The sequence below is a fragment of the Haloferax sp. Atlit-4N genome, from assembly GCF_003383025.1.
GTDB lineage: Archaea > Halobacteriota > Halobacteria > Halobacteriales > Haloferacaceae > Haloferax > Haloferax gibbonsii.
On record NZ_PSYY01000003.1, the window covers coordinates 42,234 to 65,495 of the forward strand.

The window sequence follows — 23,262 nt, forward strand, 5'->3', positions numbered from 1 at the left end:
CTTTATCTCGCCCTCACGCCGACCCGAATCGGTCGGCGACTTCGTCCACGGTTTCGAAGGCGACGCCCGGCGCGTCGGCGACGTGTTCGACGAACGATTCGAGCCGGGCGAGCCGATGGGACTGCCCGATGACCTGCGGGTGCATCGTGAGGACGAACACGCCGCCGTCGACGTTGTCGACCATCCAGTCGAACTGCTCGCGCCACTGGCGGAACACCGCTTTCTCGTTCGCGTAGCCCCGCTCGCGGTTGAAGGCGAACGCCGGGAAGTCGTCGCGTTGCCACGAGACGGGCACCTCGACGATGTCGGTCTCGGTGCCGCGTTCGAACGGCGCGTCGGCGGGGGCAGCCCACCCCTCGCGGACGCGGTACGGCTCGAAGTCGGTCGCCATCTGGCTTGAGTCCCACTCGAAGCCGAGTTCGTCGAGGATGCCGAGCGTGTGGGTCGAAAAGTCCCACGACGGCGAGCGGTAGCCGGTCGGCCGCCGACCCGTGAGGTCCACGATGCTCTCGACGCCACGTTTCACGTCGTCGTACTCGGCCTCTCGCGACTCGTACTGTCGCGGGCGGGTGTGCGACCAGCCGTGGTGTTGGACGTCGTGGCCGCGGCTCCACACCTCCTCGGCGGCCTCGGGGAAGCTATCGATGGTGTGGCCCGGCGTGAACCAGGTGGTCTCGACGCCGAACTCGTCCAAGAGGTCGAGGACGCGGGGCGCGCCCACGTCGACGCCGAAGAGTCCTCTCGACAGTTTCGTCGGACTGTCCGGCGATTCGAACGAGTGTATCCACGACGAGACGCCGTCGAAGTCGAAGGTGAGGCAGACGCTGTGGTGAGTCACGCTTCGACGTACGAAAATAGATGTGATAGCTGTTTCCATGCCGCACTCGCGGGACGCGGCCCACGCCGGGTCGATTCGCGGACTCCCGGCCCGCAGGTTACCGAAACGCCGGCGCGACGCGCTCGGCGAACAGCTCGGCGCTCGTGGTCTCGGGGAAGTCCACGAACTCCACGACGACCTCGCCGAAGCCCATCTCGTCGAACGTCTCCAGTCGCTCGCGGACCTGCTCCGGCGTGCCGACGAGCGGGTACTCGCTGTCGGCGACGTTCTCGGGTTTGAACCGCGGGAAGTGCTCGTCGAGCAGGGCGTCGAGTTCCGCCTCGTCCTCGCGGAGCAGACACCGCGCGAACCACGAGCGCTCTATCTCCTCGAACGGCCGGCCGTAGCCCTCGCAGTGGCGTTCGAGCACGTCCAGTTTGTGTTGCATCACCTCCGGCGGCCCCCAGAAGTTCCACGAGTCGGCGAACTGTGCGGTGATTCGGAGCGTGAACGACTCGCCGCCGCCGCCGACCATGATGGGCGGATGCGGGTCTCGGACGGGGTGGGGCCGGCACATCGCCTCGTCGAGGGTGTAGTAGTCGCCGTCGAAACTGACCGTCTCCTCGGTCCACAGGCGCTTGAGCATCCGAATCGACTCCTCCAGCATCCGGAGGCGGGTCGGCGCGTCCGGCCAGTCGTAGCCGTAGGCCCGCGCCTCGCTCTCCTTCCAGCCGGCACCCATGCCGAGTTTCAGTCGCCCGTCGCTCACGGAATCGAGCGTCGCGGCCTGCTTGGCGAGGAGCGCGGGGTTTCGGAAGTGGTTGTTCACCGTCTTCGGGTAGAGGTACACGTCCTCGGTCTCGCGGGCGATGGCGGCCAGCGTGACGAAACACTCCGTCGTCGGGCCGCTGCCGGTCATGACGTGGTCGGGGACGGCGACGCCGTCGAAGCCGAGGTTCTCCATCGCCACGGCGAACTCGACCTGCGCGTCCCACGAAATCTCGTCGCAGAACGCCAACTGAGAGTGAACGGAGTCGCCGGCGCTGGTCGGAACGTTGACTGCGAACTGCATACGAACGGCTCACGCGCAACCACGAAAACAGTTACCACTCCACTCGCCTCGACCACGTCGCTCGAACCACTCTCGACCGCGACAGTACCGCTCGCCGCCACCCCAACACGTACTACGGTTCGCGTCCTCCCGAACCACATGACGGACAATCAGCGCGCGGCAGTCGTGACCGGCGCGTCCAGCGGTATCGGTCGGGCGGTCGTCGAGCGACTCCGAGCGGAGTACGACTACGTCGCTTGCTTCGATATCGAGGCCGGCGAGACGGACTGGGGCGACGAGCGCGTCCACGAGTTCGCGGTCGACGTTCGCGACCCCGACGCGGTCGCGGACGCCGTGGCGGCGGTCGAATCGGTTGCCGACGTGGCGGCGCTCGTGAACAACGCGGGCATCTCGCGGGCCGTCTCTCTCGCGGACCTCGGCCCAGACGAGTGGGACCGCGTCCTCGACGTGAATCTCAAGGGGCAGTACGTCGTCGCCCGCGCCGTCGCGCCGGCCATGGTCGAGCGCGGCGAGGGCGCCATCGTCAACGTGTCGAGCGTCGCTGGCCTCCGCGGAAGCGCGACCGGCGGCGTCCACTACTCCTCGTCGAAGGCGGGCGTCTTCGGGCTCACGAAGGGGCTGGCGAAACAGCTCGGCCCCGAGGTGCGCGTCAACTGCGTCGCGCCGGGGCTCGTCGAGACGCCGCTTCTCACCGAGTCGAACCTCTGGACCGAAGAGGCGCTCGCCGAGTACGCCGCCGATCTCCCGCTCGAACGCATCGGGACGCCCGAGGAGGTCGCCGACGTGGTCGCGTTCCTCTGCGACGGCGCGGGCTACGTGACGGGCACGGTGCTGACGGTCGACGGCGGGTCGATGCTCCGGTGACGCGCCGGCCGACCGCGGTCACGGACAGTGCCGAGTTGCACCGGGCCGAACCGAGTTGGTGGTCAAATATGACAAAAACAAATATATATCAAATAACAGAATTAACGTCGCTCGTCCGAATACCTTCGAGCGATTCGCCGTCGGTCGGTCTCTCCGTCGGTTCGACACGCCTCGCCCGTCGGTCGCGATAACGCTGCCCCGCGAGAAAACGCGTTATTTCGCCTCTGTGACGGATTCTCCCCACTTTCTGTGCGTCCGAGACGACGACCGGACGAGCGCGGTCGGATTGGTTGTCGTGTCCGTGGTCATCCGCGATTTCGACGACCACTCCGCCGACCGAATCTGTCTATTCGAGAGCGAGACCGTCTATTACGGGCCGGTAATCTGGGGATACTGGCGAATAGGAAGGGGGCCACGGTCATCGATTTGGTGTGAAAGTGGGCGGACGGGAGTCGAGAACGAGACTCGACTAACATACGTCTGAACCGACTATTCTTGTGATTATCCAGACGTCTAACAATTTGGAACCCCGTTCGTCCCGCAACGTTGAGCCTTTCAAAACATATTACGCCGCCGGCCCTGTACCGGACGCTCGGGCACAACCATGGACTACGTCAAAGAAGACGACACGGTCGTCGTCAGGCTGGACCCCGGCGAACAGGTCCTCGACTCGCTCGCGACGGTGCGCGACGAGTTCGACATCGAACACGGCTTTCTCACGGGTATCGGCGCGGTCGACTCCGTCACGCTCGGCCACTACGACGTGGGCGACCAGGAGTACCTCGAAGAGGAGTTCACGGGCCAGTTCGAGGTGACGAGCTTCCTCGGCAACATCGGCCCCGACAAGATTCACACGCACATTCAGGTCGGCACGCGCGACTTCGAGACGCTCGGCGGCCACTGTTCCGGCGCGCGCGTCTCCGGGACGTTCGAGGTCGTCATCCACCTCGGCGAGACGCCGCTGACCCACCACCTCGACGAGCGGACCGGTCTCGACGTGTTCGACATCTGAACCGGGCCGGACCGAACTGAACCGGCCTGACCCGCGTGAATCGCGGTGCGGACACTCGGTCGTTTTTTGTGCGCCCGCCGCGGGTCGGGAGCGGCGCGCTCGTCGGGAGACGAGTGAGTTCGGAGAAAGAAAAGACGGTGCTGTCGGGGCGTCGGCCGGCGGTGGAGGGCCGAAGCGAGGGGGGCTGGAGGGCGCGTGGTCGGCGGACTGGCCGACGCCCCGAGCGCACCGAACGAGGGTTCCGGGGGGTCGTCCGCCGACGCGGGGTCCGCCGCGGGGACGCGACCGGGGACCGGTGGTCGCGCCGCCGTCGGCGGGTCGCAACCGCCGGTCCGTTGGAGCGCGGCCGGCGGCAACTATTCGTAGTCGATAACCCACATTGGCGGTTCCTCGGCAACTACCGTAAGTTACGTGAGTAGCCTGAATAGCGTGTATAGATCTCGATTCGGCGTTTATGGGCCCTCTACCGTTCGCTCACGCGAGAATCTCCCAACCGAATGACTTTCGACGCGGGAAGTCGTGGCCGAGAGTGACAGATGAAACGACACCTCCGCGTTCACATCGTCCCCCTGTGGCGCGAACACGACCGCATCGTCGGCCCCATCGAGGACGACCGGCCGGACAAGGTCTACCTCCTCGAACACGAGGACCCCGCGGTCGAGCGCCCGACCTACCACGACGCGGTCGTCGACCGCATCGCCGACGTAGTCGGCACCCCGCCTGACGTCGAGTACCTCGACCTCTTCGACATGTACGAGGTGATGGGCGCGATTACGACTATCGCCGACTGGCACCCCGACGACTTCGTCCGCGTCAACGTCACCGCCGGCACAAAGCGCGCGGCCGTCGGCGCGACGATGGCCTGCATGGACGAACGCACCGACGCCGAACCGTACGTCGTCGACCCGGAGGTCCGGCCGCACGGCCTCGACGCGCCGGTCACCGAGGGCTTCGCGCAGGCGTCGCTCCTGACGACCTACCAAATCGACTCGCCCTCCCCCGACCAGGTCGCCGCGCTCGCCATCATCGAGGCCCACGACACCGACGCCAAACACGCGAAGAAGAAGACGCTCATCACCGAGGCGGCCCGCTACGGCCTCGAGTTCATGCGCGGCCGCGTCGACGGCGAGGCCGCCGACTACGAACCCGTCACCGGCGACTACAACGTCCTCGACAACCGCGTCACCGCGACGCTCGAACATCAGGGCTACGTCACCGTCACCCAGCGCGGAACCCGCCGCTACCTCGAACTCACGGAGGAGGGCAGACAGACGCTCCGCGCGTTCCGCCACCGCGCCGAGTCGGTCGTCTCGGACCTCGAAGCCCGGACCGACGACCCGTCCGAGAACGTCGACTTCGCCCTCGACAACCCGGTCGACGCGCTCGTCGAGAATCGGTAGGACGAGTCGCGACTCCCGCCGTCACCGCCCCCGACGCCACCGCCTATCCCTGTCGCTCCAAGGACAACTGTTAGTACGGTAGCGACGGGACGCAGACATGTATGCCCTCCAACATGCACACGCGCAGAGCCGTCCTCGCGGCCGGCGGCGCGACCGCCCTCGCGTCGCTCTCAGGCTGTGTCGCCCGCGCAATCGGTGCCCTCGATGTCGAGCGCGACTACCGACGTGACGCGCCGGTCGGCGACGTGACTGGTGCGTGGCCGACCTACCAGCGCGACTTCGCCAACACCGGTTACACCACCGACTCCGGCCCCTCGGCGGACGCGAGCGTCGAGCGAATCGCGTCCGGCGACGCGGCGCTCGCCACCTCGGTCGCGCTCGCCGGCGGGCGCGGCGTCCTCGGATACAGCGACGGCGACGGTGAGGACGGCGTGTATCGCGCGCTCGACCTCGACGCCGAGGCCGCTCCCGCGGACTCCGACGACGCGTGGACCGTCGACTACGCCCACGGGAAATCCACGCCCACGCTCGCCGGCGACGCGATGTTCGTCTCGACCGCGGAGTTCGTCGCGGCCTACGACGCCCGGACCGGCGAGCGGTGCTGGCGGACGAGCGCGGGCGGGTACGGGACTCCCGCGAACGCGCCGGTGCTCGCCGCGGAAACGCTCGTCGACGGCGACGGTTCGACCGTCTTCGGGCGCGACCCCGCGACCGGAGAGGAGCGATGGAGCTACGACGCCGGCAGGGCCTCGCCCGGTCTCGCCGCCCGCGACGGCGTCGTCTACACGCCAATCGGCGTCGACCACGAGCAGACCGGCGTCGCCGCACTCGACGCCGCGACCGGCGAGGAGCGGTGGCGGCGCGAGGACCTCCCGCAGAGCGCCGTCCCGCTCACGGTGGACGACGCCAATCTCTACTACAGCGCTCACCGCGGGAACGTGCTCGCCCTCGCCCTCGAAGACGGGTCGACGCAGTGGCGGGCGTCGGTCCCGCTTCCGGAGAACGGAAGCCCGCAGACAGCCGTCGCGGACGACACGCTTCACGTCCAGTCCTCGCGGGGGAGTCTCGCCGCGTTCGACGCCGCCGACGGCGCGACGAAGTGGACGCTGTCGCTCGATGCGGATACGTTCGCCCGCCCGCCGGTCGTCGCCGGCGACACCCGGTTCGTGGCGAGCGACGACCGCCTCTCGGCCGTCTCGGCGGCGTCCAGCGAGGTACTGTGGTCGAAGGCGCTCGACGTCCGACCCACCGGCGGCCTGTCGGTCCGCGGGTCGGAACTCTACTTCGCCGGGACAGGCAGGAACCCCGGCGTGTTCCGCGTAGCGGACTGAGGCCAGCGGGCCGTCGCCGCGGTTGCCGACGTGACGCCGAGTTCATACCTCACGACGCGCTCGCCGTCACTCGAACGTGTACGTCCGGTACCGTCGAACCGCGTACCGGTACGAACCGTAGGAGACGCCGACGGTCACGAGGAGGTACAGTCCGAGCCCGGCGGCGAGAAGCGGCGTCGCGGAGAGGTGCCCGGTGACGCCGAACCACGTGGCGACGAGGCCGATGACGGTGCCGGGGCCGACGACGAACATGAACGCCATCAGCACGAGCGTCGAGGGGACGACGGTCGTCGCGCCCCAGAACTCGCGTTCCTCGTATATCGGGTACGCCGCGCCGATGCCGACCGCGAAGGCCGCGGCGGCGACGCACATGAACACGCCGACGAGCGCGAAGCCGACCGCCGACAGCGGCGATGTGCCGAGGGCGACGGTCGCCAGCGGGAGCGCCGCGGCGACCGGCACGCCGAGAATCACGCCGGCGAGCACGCGACCGCGAACCAGTTCCCGCGGCGCAGTCGGAGTCAACAGCAACATCGGGAACTGCGGTCGGTCGTCGCCGATGGGGTTGAGACCGAACGTCGCGCCCGCGAGGTAAGTGCCGAGGCCGGCCCCGCTCGCGGCGAGCAGCGGGCCGAGGCCGTCGGCAGAGGACTGGACGATGGTCGTGCCGAGCGGGCCGAGGAAGAACGCCAGCATCACGAGGTGCGTGAACTTCTGGGGGTGGCGGACGCCGCGGACGAGCAGGCCCCACGCGACGTGGCCGCCGCTCGTCGCCGCCAGCGGTTTCGGCGTCGAGAAGCCGCCGGGCGAGCCGTTCGCCTCCGCGCTCGCCGCCGACGAACCCCGGTCGCCCCCGGTCGCGCGGTCGGTGAACCAGAGGGCGCTCGCCTGTCGGGTGGCGACGACGAGGCCGACGGGCGTGAGCGCGACGATGGCCGCGAAGGTGACGACGGCGGCCGCCGAGAGCGGTCGGGCGAGCGGGGTCCCGACGAATGCGAGCGCGAGGTAGTCTGCGAGCGGGCCGAACGTCAGCGTCGCCGCCAGCCACTCGAGCGGGAGCGACCCCTCGGCCAGCAACCGACCGAACGACTGCGAGACGAGGACGAGTCCAACCATCGCGACGAAGCCGACGACCTTGAGCGTGCGCCGGACGCCGGGCAGGCGCTTGAACGCGCGGAGTACGGCGACGCCGGCCGCGTAGCCCCAGACGGTCGTACAGCACGCCAGCGGGGCCGCGACGACGGCCGTCGTGAACAACAGCGACGGCGCGCCGAGGCCGGCCGTGAACGTCGCGGCGACGACCGCGAGCGGGAGCCCGAACCAGAGTCCAATTCGACCGATTTCGGCGGTAATGAGCCCGATAACGACAGCCTGCGGATGGACCGTCGTGAGCACGAGCGACTCGTTTTCGACGCGGCCGATGCGTTCGAGCGTTCGGAACGTCGCGAGGAGCGCGAGCCCCACCGGTATCGCGGTGGCGACGAGGTCGAAGAAGGGAATCTCGGTCACGGACTGCGCGCCCCGGCCGACGACGTAGACGGCCGGGAGCGAAAACAGGAGGCTGCCGCCGAAGAACAGCAAGAGCAACAGAAGACCGATGATTCGGCGCGTCTCGGAGGCGTACCCTCGGAGGCTTCGCACGAACTCGGCGCGCCCGATTCGCAGGCCGTGGCGAACGTCTCGTCGGAGGCTCATTCGTCGGCGACACCCGACAGTTGCGTCTCGTCGCTCGTGACCGCGAGGAACGCGTCTTCGAGCGAGCCCTCGCCGCCCGTCTGGGCGCGCGATTTCACCTCGTCGGGCGTCCCTTCGGCGACGACGCGGCCGTCGAACAGGACGCCGACCTCGTCGGCGACGGCCTCGACCACGGGGAGGATGTGCGTCGAGAGGAAGACCGTCGCCCCCGAGTCGGCCACGTCGCCGATGGAGGTCCGAATCTGTCTCGCTGCGCGGGGGTCGAGCCCGGAGGTCGGCTCGTCGAGAAACAGCACGTCCGGCTCGTGGAGCACGCTCTGGATGAACGCGGTCTTCTGTTTCATCCCCTTCGAGTACGTGCCGATGCGCTTGTTCGCGTCGCCGACGAGGCCGAACCGGTCGAGCAGGTCGTCGATGCGCGCCTCGGCGGTCTCCGGCGGGATGTCGCGGAGGTCGGCGACGTAATCGAGCTGCTCGCGGGCGCTGAACTCGTCGTACAGCGGCGGCGTCTCCGGGAGGTAGCCGACGTGCGGCGCGAGTTTCCTGCGGTCGCTCACGTCGAGCCCGCAGATGCGGACCGACCCTGAGGTGGGCTGTGAGAGCCCCGTCAGGATGCGCATCGTCGTCGTCTTCCCCGCGCCGTTCGGCCCGAGGAATCCGTACACCGTTCCGCTCGGAATCGACAGCGAAACGCCGTCGAGCGCGACCTCGGAGCCGTAGGACTTCCTGAGGTCAGTCGCTTCGACGGCGACGTCCGCGTTGGTGGAGGGCATGGGACGGCCCGCGTTTCGCCCCCCGGACGCCTAACGGTTGCGAATTGATACACGACCGACAGAAATGGCGGCGGTTCGCAGCGTCGTCAGGCGTTTACTCCCTCGGAGTTCGCCGGTCGAATCGACCGGTAGAACGCGGTCGAGTAGGCGGCGAAGAAACCGCCGACGAGACCACTGACGAGCACGAGTCCGACCGCGATGGCGACCATGCCGACGACGCCGACGGTCGGGAGTCCCGAAAACGCCGACGCGGCGGTCGCGCCGGGTTCCGACCCTGCCACTGCGGCCCCCTGATGCTGGAGCGACGGGGTGAGTAGGAGCGAGGCCACGCCGCCGACCACGCCGGCCAGAAGGCCCCCGAGTCCGACGATGACCGAGTAGCCGAAGACCGACACGAGGTTGTTCCTGACGCACGAGATGCTGCGCTTGACGCCGTCGACCGCGCCGAGGTCGTCGATAACGATGGCGTGGCCGAAGAACTGCGAGACGAACACCACGGCGAGGTAGGTGAGAGTCACGGCGAGGACGATGACGCCCAGAATCGCGAGCGTGGCGGTCCCCGGTTGGCTGCCACTCCCGATGACGAGGAGGCCAAAGAACAGCGTTGCGAAGACGCCGATGAACGCCAACACGAGGTTGACCGCGAGCAGGCTGAAGTAGACCGCGAGCAGCGAGACGTAGTGCGACTTCCCCTCGTTGACGAGCGTCCCGAGCGAGGTGTGACCGTCGATGGCCTCGTTGGCCATGCCGAGGACGCCACCGAGGAAGAACGGGACGACGAACACGGTGAGGCCGCTGAATCCCAGCGAGACGATGCTTCCGATGAGCGGGCTGACCGTCTGCGCGAACAGCGACGGGAGTTGGACGAGGCTGAACGCCGCGGCGACGACGAACAGTATCGGGTTCCGTCTGAGGGACCCGGCGGCTGTGCCGATGGATTGGAGGGCTGCCATACCGACCACGTCTCCGCACCGAGCAAAGAATGTTGGGTTGACAGGTCGTCTCGCGCGTCCGGTCTCAGACCCGAGATTCGGTCGCGAACGAACGCGAGACGGCTCGTATCGCCGAGACTGTGATTACACCTGTACCCGTGTAATCGATGTTTTCACGCGTGACTGCCCCTGTCTCGGAGGAACGAATCGACCGCGGCCGCGACCCGTTTGGGGTCGTCACCGGGGCCGCCGTGGCCGAGCGCGTCGAACTCGACGAACCGGCTGGTCGGCAGAGCGTCGTGGACGTTTCGGGCGCTCTCGCGGAGGAAGTCCGGGCCCCCGGTGCCGGCCATGACCACGGTGGGTGCGTCAACGTCCAAGCGGGCCGGAAGCCGGTAGCGTTCGACGGCGCGGTTCATCCGGACGACCTCCTCGGCGAGGGCCACGCAGTCGGGCCAGACGGGCCACTCGTCGAGCCACGCGTCGAGGTCGTCGATGCCGTCGGGGTGGAGCACCTGCTCGACGTAGCGTTTGACCGCCTCGCGCCGTTCTCCCGCCTCGACGAGCGCGGCCATGCGCTCCGAGAGGTCCGCCTCTCTCCGGTACGCCTCCGGGAGCACCGCCGGCTCGTAGGCGGCGACGGCGGCCACCCGCGCGTCGGTCGCCGCTTCGAGAGCCGTGAGCGCGCCGTAGGAGTGACCGAACAGCGCCGGGTCGCGTCCGGTCGCCTCGCGAATCTCGTCGACGACTTCCCGGACGTACTCGACCTCGCGCTCCAGCACCGCCTCGGCGGGCGTCGTCTCGGCGTCGTCCAGGCAGGTACCGAAGCCGGGTCGCTCCGGGACGACGACCTCGTAGCCGTCGAGGTGCGGGACGACCGCGTCCCAGTACGCCGGCGGTGCCATCCCGCCGTGGCAGCACAGAAGCGGCGCGCCGCTCCCGAATCGTTCGTCGGACAGTTCTGTTCCGCGTTCGAATCGAATCGGTTGCATCGCGGCCTCGCTTGTCGCCGGCGGCAGCTAAGTCGCACTCTCAGGCGTGCGGTCGTTTAAGTGGCCTCCGAGGGCGGGCGACCGTCTCGGCCGCTTCGACACGCCCATGACCGACCGCCGAGACGGCGGACGTATGGGTCTCATCGCCGAGTTCGACATCGACTGCGACGCGCTCCCGCTGACAGGGGTCGCGGCGGCGGTTCCGGAGGCGACGCTCGCGTTGGAACTCCAGTACAACCACGGCGAGCGGCCGATGTTCATCGTGACGGCCACCGGCGGGGCACACCGGGCACTCGAAACCGCTATGGACGACGCCGTCGACGTGGCCGACTGGACGCGAATCGGCGAGTCGGGCGAGACCCGCCGGTATCAGGCCGTCCCGGCGCTGAGCTTCGAAGAACAGCTCGGGGACAGCCTCGACGACCTCGCCGGACTGGAGGCCCTCGCCACCGCCGACGCCATCATCGAGCGCATCGAGGCCCAACCGGGTGGTTGGCGGCAGACCGGCTGGTTCGCGGACCGCGACGCGTTCGGGCGATTCGCATCGTTCTGGCGGCGGAACGCCGGCTTCGGACTCCGGCGCCTCGCCCGCGACGGCGACCCCGAACCACCGGGGGAGGGGCTCACCGACCGACAGGACGAGGCGCTCCGGACGGCGTACGAACTTGGCTACTTCGACATCCCCCGCGGGGCAACCCTGCGGGAGGTCGCCGACGAACTCGGCATCGCCGCTTCTTCGACCTCCGAGCGACTCCGACGGGCGCAGACCCGGCTCATCGCCGAGACGGTGGCGACGACGTGGCCGCCGCTTCCGAACTGACGGGTCGACGAGCCGGAACTGACGAGCCGGAACTGACGAGCCGGAACTGACGAACTCGACGAACCACTCGGGTCGGTCACGCCCGAAGACCGCCCTAACTGAGTCGGACGACGGCGCTCCGGCCGGCGAAGTAGACGCCGCCTTCGGCGATGCTCGGACCGATGTCGAAGCGCTGGCGTTTGCCCGCGGCCAGCTCTTGTCGCGTGTTTCCGGTGGGGGCGTCGAGGACGGTTACCGCTCCCCCGCTGTCGTCGTGCGTCGGGACGAACACGTTCCCCGCGCCGACGGCGATGCCGCTCGCGTAGCTTCCGGCGTAGTTTCGGTTGTCCCAGCAGCGGGTCCCGTCGGCCAACGCGAGCGTGACCAACCGGTCGTCGGTCGCGACGTACACCCGGCTACCGTCGGTCGCGATGGTCTCGGGCTGCCTCGGTCGACTCTCGCCGCCCGCTCGCTGCGGTTCGAGTCGATAGCGCCAGCGCTCCTCACCCGTCTCGGCGTCGAGTCCGAGCACGCTCCCGGCACCGGTCCCGACGAGGACGGTCCCCTCGACCACCGAGACGTTGCACGCGATTCGGGCGCTCGTCTTCGCACGCCAGCGCTCCGTCCCATCGGCCGCCGCCAGTGCCCGGACGTAGGTGTCGTCGCCGGCGGTGTAGACGGTGTCGTCGGCGACGGCAGGCGTCGAGTCGGAGGGGAACCCGGTCGCGGCCCGCCAGCGGGTCTCGCCGGTCGAACGTGACAGCGCGTGAGTCGCGACCCCCGCTTGGACGTAGACGGTGTCGCCCGCGACGATGGGGCTCGCACCGAAGATGCCGCCGCCGAGTCCCTCCCGTTTCCAGCGTCGGTCACCCGTCGCCGCGTCGAAGGCGTGGGTCTCCTTGCGGGTCACGACGACGAGCGTTCCGTCGCCGACTGCGGGCGCGGGTTCGGGGTCGGTGAGCGGTCTGGTCCACACTCGCTCGCCCGTGTCGGCGTCGACCGCGGAGAGTTCGTCGTCCATGTCGTGGACGTAGACGGTGCCGTCGGCGACAACCGGGACGTGGTGGCCCACGTGGGTCTCCACGGGCACCGTCCAATCGACAGTGAGGTCACCTTCGGGGACAGCCTCGGACGCGACGGCCCCGGTGTTCGTCGTCGGACCCATCACGCCGCGCCAGTCCGCGGTCGCCGGCTCGACGGGGTCGTACTCGGGACACTCCCCGCTCGTCGGGTTGTGCTCCGACCGCGTTCCGAGACAGCCCGCCGCGCCGACGGCGGCGCTTCCGAGACCCGCCAAGAGTCGCCGCCGAGTCGGTCGCTGGCCGGTGTCGGTCATGCGACCTTCACCACCCCGTGGTTCGCGTGGGTCAGATACATCGCCTCCTCGGTGATGACCGGCGACGCCATCGGCCGCCTGTAGTACGGTTCGGCGAAGTAGTTCCCCGACTGGAGCCACTCGTCGGCGTCGCCGCCCCACAGCCGCGTCCCGTCGGCGGCGTCGACGGCTCCGGTTCGGAGGTAGACTCGCCCGTCGGCGACGGGCGGGCGAGCGAGATACGGGAGGGTCGTCGGGTCGCGGTCGTGGCTCGGCGGCGCTTCGTTCACCACGCGCCAGCGCTCGACGCCATCGGTCTGGGAGAGCGCGTAGAGGTTCTTCGCGCCGACGTAGACTCGCTCGCCGTCGACCGTCGGCGGGCCGGCGGCCTCCGAGCCGGTCACGAACCGCCAGCGCTCCTTACCGGTGTCGGGGGCGAGCGCGTAGACGGTTCCGCCGACGGTCGCGTACAGCGCGTCGTCGGTGACGGCGAGGCCGTTGGGCGACCGGCCGTACCGACCGTCGAGCACCGTCCGCCAGCGCCGCCCGCCGCCGTGGTCGTAGCCGAGGACGACGACCGCCTCGCGCTCCCGCTCGAACGGCGTGAAGGCGGCGTAGACGCCGCGGTCGTCGGCGACGGGCATCGTCGTCTCGACCGGCTCGTCCGGGCCGACGAGGAGTTCGAGCGCCCCCGGCCGGTCGGCGGCCCACAGCCGACTCCCGTCGCTTCCGACGGCGTGCAGGCGGCCGCTCCCGCTTTCGACGTACAGTCTGTTCCCGTACGCCGTCGGGGTTCCCAGCCGGCCGCCGAGGTCCGCAGTCCACTCGCCCGACCCGTCGGCACCGACGGCGTGGAGCGTGCCGTCGTAACTGCCGACGACGACGGTTTCGTGGTCGTCGCCGACGACCGCGGGGCCGCCGCCGAGCCCGTCCGCGAAGCCTTCGACCCAGCGGACCGACCCGGACGCGGCGTCAATCGCGGCCAGCGGGCTCACGAAGTCGTCCGGCCTGTAATAGTGGGTAGCGACTCCGGTGACGTAGACGGTGCCGTCGGCGACGACCGGCGGGGCGAGCGCGCCGTAGAGCGGCGGGTCGAGGCTCCCCCGCGAGACGCTCCACGAGACGGTTCCCTCGGACGGGCCGGCCGGTGCGTGGCCCGTCGCCTGTGGGTCGTAGCCGGTGGTCGGCCACGTCGTCGTCGGCGCGTCGAACGTCGCGTCCGGAGCCGGTAGGGAGCCGCCGCACCCGGCGACTCCGCCCGCGAGCGCGACTCCGCCGGCGGCCAGTACCTCGCGTCTGGAGAGCATACGACCGCCGTCTCGGCGCGAGATAAAAACCTTCGTGGCTCCCCGCTCGGAGACCCGCCCTCGCGACCGGTCCCGCCGCCGTCCGAACCAACAGGAGTATTATCAGCCGGACCACACGTCCTCGCTGATGCCCTCCTATTCGCGACGCGACGCGCTGAAGACGATTCCGGCGCTCGCCGCCGGCCTCGCCGGCTGTGCGAGCCTCACGGGCCACGACGACTCGCTCCCGATGCCGACCGCGTGGACGGCGGGCGTGCGAACTCCGACCCGCGCCCTGCGCCCGTCGTCCGGCCCCTTGCTCGTCGGGACTGGAAGTCCGTTTCACGCCGACCCGATGGTGTCCGCGCTCGACCCCGAGACCGGCGAGGAGCGCTGGACGGTGACCGGTCGGAAGGGCTACCGCTCACCCCTCGGCGTCGACGACCGGCACGCGTACCTGTTCTCGAAGGCGGGGCGAGCCACGGCGGTCGATTACGAGGCGGGCGAGCGAGTGTGGGACACCGGACTGACGGGCGTCGACAGAGCCGACCCGGGCGTCGTTCAGTACCCGCCGGTCGTCGCCGACGACACCGTCGTCTTCCCCATCTCGGGCACCGAAAACGACGTTGTAGACCGACTGCTCGGGCTGTCCCGCGAGGACGGCGAGCGGCGTTTTCGCGCCGAACTTCCGGCGTCGCTCGCCGGCGCGCCCGCCTCCGTACCCGCCGGAGACGGTTCCCAAGCCGGCGTCGTCGCGCCCGTCCTCGACGGAACGCTTCGCCGGTTCGCCACGGATGGCTCCGAATCGTGGCGCGTCGACGTGGGTCCGTCGCCGTCGTCGGTGGCAGTCGCCGGGGACACCGTCTTCGTCGGGAGCGCGACCGAGGAGCTACTGGCGCTCGACGCGGCGACCGGCGAGGTTCGCTGGCGTGGGTCGCTCCGAAACACCGTGTTCGCCCGGCCGCTCGTCTCCGACGGCCGCGTGTACGTCGGGGGTGCGGACTACTTCCTGTACGCCTTCGACGCCGAGACGGGAACCCGACTGTGGCGGCGCGAACTGGCCGGCCCCGTGACCTGCGGACCGACCCGCGTCGGCGACCGACTGGTGACCGTCGTGGGGGCGGACATCCTCGTCCGGGGGCACAGCGGGACCGTCCCGTTCGACCCGACCGCGCTGTACGTCCACGCGACCGACGGCGCTCTCCTCGGTGAATACCGGTTCGAGGGCTACCTCGACGGCGGCACGGTGAACTGGGTCGTCGCCGCGGGCGACGGCGTCTACGTCGGACAGGAATGGCAACTCGCTCGCCTCGACGCGGAGGTGCTCGATGCCGAGTGAGCCTCCGGAGCGGACGGGTTCGGCCGGAAGCCGGGAGCAAACCGTCACCCGCCGCGAGGTGCTCGGGACGCTCGCGGCCGTCAGCTCGCTCTCCGTCGCCGGCTGTAGCTCGATTCCGGGGCTCGGCGGGCCACGACCGGTCTGGCGACGCGATATCGACGGGGCGTTCATGGCCGGCCCGCCCGCCGTCACCGACGGACTGGTCCTCGCCGGGATGCAGGACAAGGCGTTGTACGGCCTGCGGCGCGAGGACGGGTCGACCGCCGTCCGGTTCGAGACCGGCGGCCCGATAGAGACGCGACCCGTCGCCCCGCCGTCCGGCGGCCCGTACCACGTCCACAGCACCGACGGCGACCTCTACGCGGTCGATTCTTCGGGCGACGAACTGTGGCGCGACGAGGGCACGGCCCATCGAGCGAGACTCGTCCGCACCGGGTCACTCGTCGCCGAACTCGACTTCGCCGGCCCCGAGAGCACGCTCACCGGATACGACCCACAGACTGGCGACCGACGCTTCGAACGGGCGGTTTCGTCGTACTCCCTCGACGGTGTCGCCGACGACTCGGTCGTGGTTCGCGTACCGGTGAGCGAGACCGAATCGCGCGTCGTCTCGCTCTCGCCGGCGGACGAGAGCGTCCGGTGGCGGACCGAATCCCAGCGGTGGTACCCGAGGGCCGTCGCGGACTCCCAGCTCGTCGTCGCCGCGTGGGACGGGACGCTGACGGCCTACGGACCGTCGGACGGGAGTGTTCGGTGGCGAATTTCCATCGGTGACGTGGGACGTACGCTTGTCCTCGGGTCGCAGGTGTATCTCTCCCACGACCGACCGGACGGCCGTCAGGGACTGCTCGCGTTCGACCGCGAGACGGGCAAGAAGCGGTGGGCGAACCCCGTGGGCTATCAGATTCGGGCGGTCGAGGCCACGGACGACGCGGTGTTCGTCGGGAGCCGTGTCGACGACCCCGACGGCGGGATTCTCGGCCGAATCGACCGATTCGACCTCGACGGCACGCGGCGGTGGCAGACCGTAACCGGACTCCCGTCGCTGGACTCGCTCGCCGTCACGGGTTCCCGCGTCGTCGCCGTCTGGGACCGGGGCTTCGAGGTGCTTTCCCGGAAGACGGGCGAGACGCGGTGGTCGTACGAACCCGAATCGCACAGCCGGCTTTCCCTCCGCGTCGAGCCGGCGTCGGTGTTCGTCTCGTACGTCGACGACGGCGCAGTCGCGCGGTTCCCGCTGGAGTGACCGCGAGGACGACGTGGTTCGTTGCCTCGCGTCGCTTCGACTCGACTACCCGGCCACCGCGGCACGCCGGTAGTGGACGAGTGCCGCCGCACCGGCGACCAGCCCAACAGCGATAGTCACGCCGTGGAACGCCACCGGAGGGACCGCCTCGACGACCCCAGCCGAGGACGTGGCGACCAGCGTTGTTCGGACGGCGTCGAGTCCCACTCCGGCCGCGAGAAGTGGCGCGAGCAGGAACGTCGCTCCGACCTCCGCGCTCCACCTCGTCGGGTTTCGGTCGCGGCGTCTCGCGTGTCGATACGTCGCGGCCGCGGCCACACTCCCAAGGAGCGCCGCCGCGGCAAGCGTAGTCGGGCTCACGGTTCTGTCGTCGCTCCGCGAAAATGTAGTCTTTTTGTCTGTTCTGTTCGGTGTCGACGACGCGGTCTCCCACCAACTTATTGACGTACCGAGGAGATACTTCGCTAACGAGGAGCACGAACCGATGGACGACACACGTCACGCGCCCCCGCTGGAGCGCCTCGTCGAAGCAGTCGAAAACCGCGCCTACGAGGCGGTGAGCGGGTCGCTCGGGGAGCTCCGAACGGCGTCGACCGAGGACCGAAAACGGGCGCTCCGAGAGCTTCGACGCCTCGCCGACGACCGGCCGACCGCGTTCGGGTCGCTCCTCCCCGCTGTCACGCCGTTTCTCACCGACGACGACCGCGCCGCCCGGCTGTTGACCGCGAAAGCGCTCGTCGCGGTCGCGGAGGCCGCTCCCGACGCGGTCGCTCCCGCCGTTCCGTCGCTCGCCGAGCGACTCGCCGACGAGGACGAGTTCTACTACGTCCGCGCCCGGTCGGCCGAGGCGCTGGGCTACGTCGCGCTCGAACACTCCGATGCGGTCGCCTCGCCGGAGGTGCTCGCGGACCTCCGCGTCGGCCTCTCGTTCGACGAACCCGAGGTGAAACAGAAGCTGGCCAAGGCGCTCGAATGCGTTGCGCTCGGCGACCCCGGTCGACTTCGCCACCGCGTCTCGACGCTCGCAGACCACCTCGACGACCGGGACGAACTCGTTCGCTATCACCTCTGTACGGCGGTGGCGGTCGTCGGCTGCGACGCGCCGGACTCGCTCGCCGAGGCTCGGGCGGCGCTCTCGGCTCGGCTCGCCGACGAGAACGCCTTCGTCCGGGGCCGCGCCGCCGAAGCGCTCGGACTGTCAGTCCGCGGGGGCGGCGAGGCGGTTCGGGTACCGGATTCGGTGCTCGACGCGGAATCCGACGAGGCGGCCGAGTTCGTCGCCGAACGGGTCCGATTTCTCCGGGCGGCGTCGGAGGGGGAATCAGCGGAGTCACCGGTCGAAGGCGTTGGGTCGCTGGCCGGCGTTCGGAGCACGACCGACGACGCAGTCGACGAGATGACGTCGCCAGACGTGGACGGGGAGTGCCCCCATTGCGGTATCGACCTTCCCGAGGGCGCGCCGCCGATGTGTCCGAGCTGTGGCGCTCCGTACTGAGTCGAGCGCGCGGTTACTTCCGGTAGCCTCCGGGAGTTACTGCGTCTCGCCGTCGCCGACGGCGAGGGCCGCCGGGTCGCTTCAGTCGTCTGCGTCGGCCGTCGTCTCGGTCTCTAACTCGGCTGAAACCGGGGAGAGGCCGTGGACGAGTGCGTTTCCTGACGCCGTATCGAAGAGGTGGACGTTCCCCCGGTCTATCACCACTTCGACGTCCGTGTCTTCCCGAATCGTCGAGTCGGGCTCAACGCTCATCAGCAACTGGTCATCAGCCCCTGACTGGTCCATCGAGGTTCGGCCTTCGCCCAACAGCATGTACGCGAATATCTCGTCGCCCATCGGTTCGAGAATATCGACACGCGTGGAGATGAGCGAAGAGGGGTCTTCGACTTCGACGCGCGTTCCGCCGGGATAGATGTCTTCGGGACGAATTCCGACAGTCACCTCGTCACCCACGTCCACAGCCTCGACAGACGCCGGATCGAACGCGAGCGAGAAGTTCGCCGTCGAAAGCGAGTCTTCTGTGACTGTCGCCTCAGCGAAGTTCATCGACGGCGAGCCGATGAAGCCGGCGACGAACAGGTTCGCCGGCTCGTTGTAACAGACGAGCGGCGGGTCGATCTGCTGGAGCTGGCCGGCGTCGAGGACGGCGATACGGTCCGAGAGCGTCATCGCCTCTTCTTGGTCGTGGGTGACGTAGATGATGGTCGTGTCCAGTTCCTTGTGCAGGCGCTGGAGTTCAGTCCGCATGTGCACCTTGAGCTTCGCGTCGAGGTTCGCTAGCGGCTCGTCCATGAGGAAGACATCGGGCTCACGGACGATGGCGCGGGCGATGGCGACGCGCTGTCGCTGCCCGCCGGACATCTCGTCGGGCATACGGTCGAGCATTCCCTCCAGTTGGACGATTTCGGCGGCGCGTTCGACGCGGCGCTCGATTTCCTCCTTGTCGTAGTTGCGGAGGCGAAGCCCGAAGGAGACGTTGTCGTAGACGTCCATGTGGGGAAACAGCGCGATGTTCTGGAACACCATCGCGACCCCGCGGTCCTTCGGCGGGAGGTTCGTTACCTTGCGGTCGCCGATGTGGATTTCGCCCTCACTCGGCTTCGTAAGTCCAGCGATGCTTTCCATCGTCGTCGACTTCCCACACCCCGATGGGCCGACAAAGCAGATGAATTCGCCGTGGTCGATGTCGAGGTTCATGTCGTCGACCGCCGTTACGTCGTCGTAGTGCTTGCTTACGTGTTCGAGTCGTAGTCGTGCCATTGTTATTCTTTAAGTGCTCCTGCGGTCAGTCCGCTGACGATGCGTTCCTGTGCGATGATGACGAGGACGACGACCGGGATGACCCCCACAACGCTCGCTGCGGCCATGAGGTTGTACTGCGTCGTGTACTGGGTCTGGTAGCTGAGAATCCCGCCGACGATTGGCGACCACTTGGACGCTTCGGGCGACGTCGCCATAATCGAGCTGAAAAAGTACTCGTTGTAGACGCTGATGAACGTGAGGACGCCCGCGGTCGCCACGCCGGGTGCCGAAAGCGGCACGATGACGCGGAACAGCGCGCCCAGTCGGGTCGTTCCCTCCACCCGCGCCGCGTCCTCCAACCCGTCGGGAATCTGCCCGTAGAAGGTCGTGAGGATGAATATCGACAGCGGCAGGAACAGCGCGCTGAACGGCATGACCATCGACCCCGGGGTGTTCAGCAGTCGGGGTGGTGTGAAGAGCGGGATACCCACGAACGGAATCGTTATCGGGGCGTTACCGGCGAACGCCTGAAACAGCGGGATGACGAACGCTGCCGGCGGGAAGTAACTGATGGCGAGGATACCGAGCATCAACAGCGCGCGCCCGGGGAACTCGATCCGTCCGAACACGTAACCTGCGAGGCTCGCGACGACGAGGACGATAACTGTCGTCGTGGCAGCTAGCACGAAGCTATTCAGCACGTACAGATGGAACGGAACCTGCTCGAAGACGGTAACGAACGCTGTCGGATTGAATCCCTTCGGAACGGGGAGCGGAAACGTACCGCTGACGCCGAACAGGTCGACAGTTGGGAGGAAACTCCCGGAAAGTAGATTCTCTTGTGGTGTCACCGCGAGGACGAGTAACCAGTAGAACGGGAACACTGTCGTGACCATAAAAAACGCCATCGCGACGTAGAACAACGCTCGGTACACGCGTCGTGGGTTGTGGATCGCATTCCGCGCCCACCGTGCGAGCGGCCCGGTATCGTCTGACGTATCCTCGATTTCGCTGGACATTATATCGCGTCCTCCCCCTGCCACAGGATGATTCCCATCACGACGACGCCGATGATGGCCGCCGTAACGAACGCGATGGCGGCCGACGTCCCCTCGTGCGTGTTGAACGTCGAGACGACCATGCAGGAGAGTGAGGGGACGACGGTACAACTCGAGACAGTATCGATGATACCGTACACGCGCATCGCCTGCACCGAGCGGAATAACACCGCAACCCCGATGGTCGGCAGGATGAGCGGGAGCGTGATGTATCTGAACTGCTGCCACTTGCTCGCACCGGCGACACGAGCCACGTCGTACAGGCTACGATTGATGCTCTGGAGCCCGGCAAGGATGAGTAGCGCCATGAACGCCGAGGTCTTCCAGATGTCGGCGACGATAATGATGAACGTCGCGCTGACCGTGTCGTTCAATGTGTTGGTCGGCGCCACTACTCCGAGGTCGGCGAGAATCGGCGTGGCGAACCCGACGTTTGAGTCGAACATTAAAAAGAACATCATCCCCTGAATGACGATTGGGACGGCCCACGGAATGATAATCGCCGCACGGACCCACCGCCGGCCATAGAAGTCTTGATCTAAGACGAGCGCTTGCCCCAGTCCGATGAGGGTCTCGAACAGTACGCTGGCCACGGCGAAGATGAGGGTAATTACGAGGGCGCTATCGAGGAGACTCGCGGCGTCGAACCCAGTCGGGAGGAACGTCGTCCCACCGGGAAGGAACCGGTTTTTCTCCCCGGTGAACAGCGCGACGTAGTTGTCGAGACCGACGAAACGGACACTAGAGAGGTCGGTCGAGACGGCGTATAGTGACAGCTCGAACGTCCGCAAGAGCGGGTAGATGGCCACGATACCGAGCAGGACGAATACCGGGGTCAACAGCAGGTACGCGTACTGCGTGTCGCTCAGGTTCTCCAGCCACCGCAAGAAGGCGACGACTGGCCCCGACTGCCGTGACTCGCGTACCGACTTTGCAGTCGTATCGGCGCTCATACTACCCCTCTGAGAGGTGTGGAACTCATGATTTGATCTGTTGAGTGTAAAGCTCTCAGCTCGTCAGTTGTCTCTCTCAGTCTCTTCGAGACTGGACTGGAGCGTCGCCATCGCCTCGGACGAAGACACCTCTTGTCCGACCGCGCGATTGGCCTGCTCCGCGATTTTACTCGATTGGTTGTTCCAGACTGCCGTCACCGGTCGAGCCATTGTGTTCTCACCGGCGACGCGGAGCGTGTCCATGTAGTCACCGGCCGGTTCGAGCTCCGCAGCCGTCTCGGAGTTAAACAGACTCGCCCGCGGCGGTAGCCACCCCTCGACCTCCAGAAGGAACAATTGGAATTCCTCGCGCATCGACGCTTGGATGACCTGTGTGACTGCGTCGAGCTTCTGACTGTTCGGGTTGACAGTAATGTGCCAGCCGCCGAGTGCGGAGGTGGACCCACCGGTTCCGGGGAACTGCGCCTCGCTTTCGGGGACACCGTAGGGAAGCGGCATCGTCCCGAGGTCGTCGCCGAACTCCGACGCTGCTTGATTAATCGCGTACGGCCAGTTGCGGTGGAACACGGCGTTCCCGTCGACGAACGGTGCGAGTGAACTGTCTTCGATCCACCCGAGGATGTTCGTCGGCGTGAAGCCGCCGCCGTAGTCGCTAAACTGCCCGTCGAAGCTCTCGTCGTGGACGAACTTTCGCATCATATTCAACGAGTTGACGACCGGGTCCGAGTCGACGGTGACGGGTCGTTCGCCGACGGGGCCGAATAGGTTCTCGCGACCACCGAAGTAGGCGCCGCCCCACGAGGACAGCACCTCGTTGAAGGTACAGCAGGCGGTGCCGACGTAGATATCCCACTGGGTGGTAAAGCCGTAATCGACGCCCGAGAGCTCCTGTGCCTCGGCAGCGATGTTCGACCACCGTTTCCACGTCATCGGCTCGGTGGCCCAGTTCTCCTCGGTCGGATTGTAGCCGGCCTCTTCGACGAGGTCTTTCCGGTACAACATCGTCGGGTAGTCGGGGTACAGCGGAACACCGAACAGGTCCCCGCTGGCGGGGTCGATGGCCGTCTCAGTGAACCCGCCGAAGTACTCGTTTTCGATGGTCGAAAGCGCACTCTCGGGGAGCACCTCAGAGAGGTTAGCGAGCTGTCCCCGCTGGATGAAGATGTTCACCCAGCCGTTGTCCATCATGAACATGTCCGGCGTCGTCTCCTGAGAGCTCAAGAGCCGGTTGTACGTCGAGCGACGCTTCCCGCTGTCCGGCTGGCCCGGCTGGAACTCGACGCGGATGTCGTCCGAGAGTCCCCCTTTCTCGTGTAGCGCAGTACGGAGCTGGTCCGCGTGGTCCTGTGCGACAGTCGCGTCAAAGCCCCAGACGACGGTCGTTCCGCCGCTTTCGGACTCACCGACCTGTCCACCGGTGTCGGAGCCGTTGCCGAACATACTCGCACAGCCGGAGAGGCCCGCTGTGACTCCCGTCGCACCTGCAGCGGCGATAAACCGCCGTCGTGAGACGCTCTTCTTCGTCGTCTTGCTCGTCTCTGGGTTCGTTGTCATCGTCCGAATTGTTCATCAAAATAGGGCCACTTATAATTTAGGGATTATCTTTGAGATATCACAAGAACTTTATCTGAACTCTGTGGC

Annotated in this window: 22 protein-coding genes; 9 read left to right on the forward strand and 13 right to left on the reverse strand. The window is 67.7% G+C overall.

Going from position 1 to position 23,262, the window contains the following annotated elements; genetic code table 11:
- Positions 1 to 13: 13 nt before the first annotated feature.
- Together C5C07_RS15685 and C5C07_RS15690 are read right to left on the reverse strand one after the other, a co-directional pair.
- On the reverse strand, positions 14 to 838 hold the full coding sequence (locus C5C07_RS15685) for a polysaccharide deacetylase (RefSeq protein WP_049968692.1): 825 nt from the start codon (positions 836 to 838) through the stop codon (positions 14 to 16).
- A 97-nt stretch (positions 839 to 935) separates the two neighbouring features.
- On the reverse strand, positions 936 to 1,889 hold the full coding sequence (locus C5C07_RS15690) for an LLM class flavin-dependent oxidoreductase (RefSeq protein ID WP_049968691.1): 954 nt from the start codon (positions 1,887 to 1,889) through the stop codon (positions 936 to 938).
- A gap of 138 nt (positions 1,890 to 2,027) precedes the next feature.
- On the opposite strand from C5C07_RS15690, the gene C5C07_RS15695 reads away from it, so the two are divergent.
- The 5 genes from C5C07_RS15695 to C5C07_RS15710 all read left to right on the forward strand — a co-directional run bounded on the left by C5C07_RS15695 (position 2,028) and on the right by C5C07_RS15710 (position 6,496).
- Positions 2,028 to 2,753, forward strand: a complete 726-nt coding sequence (locus C5C07_RS15695) for an SDR family NAD(P)-dependent oxidoreductase (RefSeq protein WP_008096918.1) — start codon at positions 2,028 to 2,030, stop codon at positions 2,751 to 2,753.
- A gap of 604 nt (positions 2,754 to 3,357) precedes the next feature.
- The gene (locus tag C5C07_RS15700) at positions 3,358 to 3,765 is read left to right on the forward strand and encodes a PPC domain-containing DNA-binding protein (protein WP_004971991.1); all 408 of its coding nucleotides are present in this window, start codon (positions 3,358 to 3,360) and stop codon (positions 3,763 to 3,765) included.
- Between the two features lie 195 nt (positions 3,766 to 3,960).
- Positions 3,961 to 4,131 (forward strand): hypothetical protein, encoded by a 171-nt coding sequence (locus C5C07_RS21340; RefSeq protein ID WP_158546594.1) that lies wholly within the window; start codon positions 3,961 to 3,963, stop codon positions 4,129 to 4,131.
- Between the two features lie 170 nt (positions 4,132 to 4,301).
- On the forward strand, positions 4,302 to 5,165 hold the full coding sequence (locus C5C07_RS15705) for a DUF6293 family protein (protein ID WP_115805504.1): 864 nt from the start codon (positions 4,302 to 4,304) through the stop codon (positions 5,163 to 5,165).
- Between the two features lie 101 nt (positions 5,166 to 5,266).
- Positions 5,267 to 6,496, forward strand: coding sequence for a PQQ-binding-like beta-propeller repeat protein (locus tag C5C07_RS15710; RefSeq protein ID WP_115805505.1), 1,230 nt, complete (start codon positions 5,267 to 5,269; stop codon positions 6,494 to 6,496).
- A 66-nt stretch (positions 6,497 to 6,562) separates the two neighbouring features.
- On the opposite strand, the gene C5C07_RS15715 is transcribed toward C5C07_RS15710, so the two are convergent.
- The 4 genes from C5C07_RS15715 to C5C07_RS15730 all read right to left on the reverse strand — a co-directional run bounded on the left by C5C07_RS15715 (position 6,563) and on the right by C5C07_RS15730 (position 10,888).
- Positions 6,563 to 8,191: a hypothetical protein gene (locus tag C5C07_RS15715; RefSeq protein ID WP_115805506.1), complete on the reverse strand. Its 1,629-nt coding sequence runs from the start codon at positions 8,189 to 8,191 to the stop codon at positions 6,563 to 6,565.
- Positions 8,188 to 8,964: an ABC transporter ATP-binding protein gene (locus C5C07_RS15720; RefSeq protein ID WP_049968687.1), complete on the reverse strand. Its 777-nt coding sequence runs from the start codon at positions 8,962 to 8,964 to the stop codon at positions 8,188 to 8,190. Before C5C07_RS15720 ends, C5C07_RS15715 begins: the two co-directional genes overlap by 4 nt.
- Before the next feature lie 86 nt (positions 8,965 to 9,050).
- Positions 9,051 to 9,917 carry a hypothetical protein gene (locus C5C07_RS15725; RefSeq protein WP_008096903.1) on the reverse strand — a complete coding sequence of 289 codons (867 nt, stop codon included), beginning with the start codon at positions 9,915 to 9,917 and terminating at the stop codon, positions 9,051 to 9,053.
- A 152-nt stretch (positions 9,918 to 10,069) separates the two neighbouring features.
- Positions 10,070 to 10,888 carry an alpha/beta fold hydrolase gene (locus C5C07_RS15730; protein ID WP_115805507.1) on the reverse strand — a complete coding sequence of 273 codons (819 nt, stop codon included), beginning with the start codon at positions 10,886 to 10,888 and terminating at the stop codon, positions 10,070 to 10,072.
- A 133-nt stretch (positions 10,889 to 11,021) separates the two neighbouring features.
- On the opposite strand from C5C07_RS15730, the gene C5C07_RS15735 reads away from it, so the two are divergent.
- Positions 11,022 to 11,708: a helix-turn-helix domain-containing protein gene (locus C5C07_RS15735; RefSeq protein ID WP_049913720.1), complete on the forward strand. Its 687-nt coding sequence runs from the start codon at positions 11,022 to 11,024 to the stop codon at positions 11,706 to 11,708.
- A 94-nt stretch (positions 11,709 to 11,802) separates the two neighbouring features.
- Here C5C07_RS15735 and C5C07_RS15740 read toward each other — a convergent pair whose 3' ends face one another.
- On the reverse strand, positions 11,803 to 13,023 hold the full coding sequence (locus tag C5C07_RS15740; RefSeq protein WP_115805508.1) for a PQQ-binding-like beta-propeller repeat protein: 1,221 nt from the start codon (positions 13,021 to 13,023) through the stop codon (positions 11,803 to 11,805).
- Positions 13,020 to 14,309, reverse strand: coding sequence for a PQQ-binding-like beta-propeller repeat protein (locus C5C07_RS15745; protein WP_115805509.1), 1,290 nt, complete (start codon positions 14,307 to 14,309; stop codon positions 13,020 to 13,022). The genes C5C07_RS15740 and C5C07_RS15745 overlap by 4 nt, the downstream gene beginning before the upstream one ends.
- 127 nt (positions 14,310 to 14,436) lie before the next feature.
- Between C5C07_RS15745 and C5C07_RS15750 the strand changes: the two genes are divergently transcribed.
- Together C5C07_RS15750 and C5C07_RS15755 are read left to right on the forward strand one after the other, a co-directional pair.
- Positions 14,437 to 15,627 (forward strand): PQQ-binding-like beta-propeller repeat protein, encoded by a 1,191-nt coding sequence (locus C5C07_RS15750; protein ID WP_049968684.1) that lies wholly within the window; start codon positions 14,437 to 14,439, stop codon positions 15,625 to 15,627.
- Positions 15,617 to 16,873 carry a PQQ-binding-like beta-propeller repeat protein gene (locus C5C07_RS15755; RefSeq protein WP_115805510.1) on the forward strand — a complete coding sequence of 419 codons (1,257 nt, stop codon included), beginning with the start codon at positions 15,617 to 15,619 and terminating at the stop codon, positions 16,871 to 16,873. Before C5C07_RS15750 ends, C5C07_RS15755 begins: the two co-directional genes overlap by 11 nt.
- Before the next feature lie 45 nt (positions 16,874 to 16,918).
- Here C5C07_RS15755 and C5C07_RS15760 read toward each other — a convergent pair whose 3' ends face one another.
- Positions 16,919 to 17,233 carry a hypothetical protein gene (locus C5C07_RS15760; protein ID WP_233510412.1) on the reverse strand — a complete coding sequence of 105 codons (315 nt, stop codon included), beginning with the start codon at positions 17,231 to 17,233 and terminating at the stop codon, positions 16,919 to 16,921.
- 124 nt (positions 17,234 to 17,357) lie between these two features.
- Here C5C07_RS15760 and C5C07_RS15765 point away from each other — a divergent pair, with 124 nt between their 5' ends.
- Positions 17,358 to 18,368 carry a HEAT repeat domain-containing protein gene (locus tag C5C07_RS15765; RefSeq protein WP_115805512.1) on the forward strand — a complete coding sequence of 337 codons (1,011 nt, stop codon included), beginning with the start codon at positions 17,358 to 17,360 and terminating at the stop codon, positions 18,366 to 18,368.
- An 81-nt stretch (positions 18,369 to 18,449) separates the two neighbouring features.
- Here C5C07_RS15765 and C5C07_RS15770 read toward each other — a convergent pair whose 3' ends face one another.
- The 4 genes from C5C07_RS15770 to C5C07_RS15785 all read right to left on the reverse strand — a co-directional run bounded on the left by C5C07_RS15770 (position 18,450) and on the right by C5C07_RS15785 (position 23,175).
- Positions 18,450 to 19,628, reverse strand: coding sequence for an ABC transporter ATP-binding protein (locus C5C07_RS15770; protein ID WP_115805513.1), 1,179 nt, complete (start codon positions 19,626 to 19,628; stop codon positions 18,450 to 18,452).
- 2 nt (positions 19,629 to 19,630) lie between these two features.
- Entirely contained in the window at positions 19,631 to 20,629 is a 999-nt protein-coding gene (locus tag C5C07_RS15775) for a carbohydrate ABC transporter permease (protein WP_049968680.1), read from the reverse strand.
- Entirely contained in the window at positions 20,629 to 21,621 is a 993-nt protein-coding gene (locus C5C07_RS15780) for a carbohydrate ABC transporter permease (RefSeq protein ID WP_008096891.1), read from the reverse strand. The genes C5C07_RS15775 and C5C07_RS15780 overlap by 1 nt, the downstream gene beginning before the upstream one ends.
- Before the next feature lie 63 nt (positions 21,622 to 21,684).
- On the reverse strand, positions 21,685 to 23,175 hold the full coding sequence (locus C5C07_RS15785) for an extracellular solute-binding protein (RefSeq protein ID WP_115805514.1): 1,491 nt from the start codon (positions 23,173 to 23,175) through the stop codon (positions 21,685 to 21,687).
- Between the last annotated feature and the right edge of the window lie 87 nt (positions 23,176 to 23,262).